A 2,316-nucleotide genomic window follows, 5' to 3' on the forward strand; every position below is an offset into this window, starting at 1 on the left:
AGATTATTAACTTCCTTCTGATGCCCGGCTTTTCCACCAACACGGAGGTAACGGAGTTTTCCGGACGAGGCGTGGGGATGGACGTGGTGAAGAAAAACGTGGAGGAGGTGGGCGGCGCCGTGGTGCTGACCAGCGAGCCCGGCAAGGGTATGACCGCCACGCTGAAAATCCCCCTGACCATGGCCATTCTGGACGGGATGGAGGTTTCCGTGGGCTCCTCTATTTTCACCATTCCCATCAACAACATCCGCCAGTCCTTCAAGATGAGCGGCGCGGATATCATCCACGACGCGGCCCACGGCGAGATGGTGAAAGTGATGAACAACTTCTATTCCGTCATCCGGGTGAAGGACGCATACGGCCTGAGCACAGGCTGCGACGAAATCGAAGACGGCATTTTGATGTGGGTGGAGTCCGGCGAGTGCACCTACTGCCTGTTTGTGGACGAGCTGATGGGTGAGCAGCAGGTGGTGGTGAAGCCGCTGCCCAATTATATCAACACCTTTAATGTTAAGCAACACGGCATCACCGGCTGCACAATTCTGGGCGACGGAAATATCAGCGTAATTCTGGACGTGGCCAACCTCTACTCGGCCATCCAGTGAGCGCGGCGTCGATGCAGAAAGAGAGGGTTATGAAAATATGAATAACCAAGTGATGAGTTTCATGGAGGACGGAACCTCCGCCCGGGCGGCTCTGACAGAGGAAATGGATCAGTTTCTGGTGTTTCAGTGCGATTTGCTGCGGGTGGGTATCCGGGTGGACTGCGTGGTGGAGGCCCTGATCAATCAGAGCATCACGCCGCTGCCCATGCTGCCGAACTATGTGTGCGGCATCATCAACCTGCGGGGCGAAGTGGTTCCCGTCATCAGCATCCGTCTGCGGCTGGGCAAGCCCGCCGCCGACGAGCAGTCCGTGATTGTGCTGAATATCAACGGAATGCAGTTGGGCGTTTTGGTGGACCGGGTGGACCAGATGGTGAAGCTGCCCCGCAGTTCGCTGCTGCCCATGCCCTCCACCAACGGGCAGAAGCTGATGTGCGGCATGAGCTCCCTGCCTGACGGCGGGACCATGCTGGAGCTGGACGCGGCGGCACTGCTGGAGCACTGAATATGGGGGAAGAGCAGAAGAACACGGTATCCTCCTTTGCTCCCATGGAAATCAGCGACGGGGACTTCCGGCGGCTGGTGAATTTCATTCAGCAGCACTACGGAATCGACCTGAGCAAAAAGCGGCAGCTGATTTCCGGGCGGCTTTCCTACACGGTAAAGGCGAAGGGGTATTCCGGCTTCGGCCCGTTTATCGATCAGGTGCTTGAAAAGCAGGACCCCGGCGATATTGAGCTTGTCATCAACAAGCTTACCACCAACTACACGTTTTTCATGCGCGAGCAGGAGCATTTTAACTTTTTTCGCAACACCATTTTGCCCGATGTGGTGAAGCGCCGTCAGGGCCAGCGGATGCTCTCCATATGGAGCGCGGGCTGCGCCTCCGGCGAGGAGCCTTATACCATTTCCATGTACGTAAAGGACTTTTTGGGACCGGAGGCCGCCCACTGGGATACCCGGGTGCTGGCCACCGATATCTCCCAGCAGGCGCTGGACAAGGCGCAAAAGGGGGTTTATGCCCTGCCGGATACTATTCCCGGGGCATGGAAATCCAAATTTTTTGTTCCCGCTGCGGAGGAAGAGCAGTATCAGGTGGCCCCCGTCATTCGGGACAATGTGATTTTCCGTACCTTCAACCTGATGGACCCCATTCGTTTCCGGCTGAAATTTGATGTGATTTTCTGCCGCAACGTGATGATTTATTTTAATCAGCAAACAAAGGACGAACTGCTTGCCCGCTTTTGCGAGGCGACGGAGCCCGGAGGATACCTTTTAATCGGCCATTCGGAGACGATGGGCCGCAATCCCGGATATCGCTATCTGGCACCGGCCACTTTCCAGAAGCGCTAGGGAATTCAAAGGATAAAACCTGACGCGGAAAAGGAGAGACACTATGGCAATGTCGGGAAACGTAATTCGTGTGATGGTGGTGGACGATTCCGCCGTGGCGCGGAGCTATCTCATCAGTGGGCTTTCCACAAAGCCGAATATTCAGATCGCGGGCTTTGCCGTGGACGCGGCGGACGCACTGCAAAAGGTGGGAGAGCTTCACCCGGACGTGATTACCATGGACGTGGAAATGCCGGGAATGGGCGGTATCGAGCTGATTCGCAAGCTGCTTCCGGCTTATCGGGTGCCGGTGATTCTGGTGTCGTCTCTGAATCTGCGGGTGTTTGACGCGCTGGATGCCGGGGCGGTGGATTTTGTC

4 protein-coding genes are annotated in these 2,316 nt (G+C 56.4%); all 4 read left to right on the forward strand.

Annotated elements, in window-relative coordinates:
- Positions 1-605 (forward strand): chemotaxis protein CheW (locus RTK01_RS16600; protein WP_312282031.1); only part of this gene is annotated, 605 nt, incomplete at its 5' end.
- 37 nt (positions 606-642) lie between these two features.
- Positions 643-1,110, forward strand: a complete 468-nt coding sequence (locus RTK01_RS16605) for a chemotaxis protein CheW (RefSeq protein ID WP_293008109.1) — start codon at positions 643-645, stop codon at positions 1,108-1,110.
- 2 nt (positions 1,111-1,112) lie between these two features.
- A complete protein-coding gene (locus RTK01_RS16610; protein WP_312282032.1) occupies positions 1,113-1,958 on the forward strand; it encodes a protein-glutamate O-methyltransferase CheR in 846 nt (281 codons plus the stop codon).
- A gap of 43 nt (positions 1,959-2,001) precedes the next feature.
- On the forward strand, positions 2,002-2,316 hold a 315-nt coding region (locus RTK01_RS16615; RefSeq protein ID WP_312282033.1), incomplete at its 3' end, for a response regulator.

Source organism: Oscillibacter sp. (genome assembly GCF_031978065.1).
In the GTDB taxonomy this organism is placed as follows: Bacteria; Bacillota; Clostridia; order Oscillospirales; family Oscillospiraceae; genus Oscillibacter.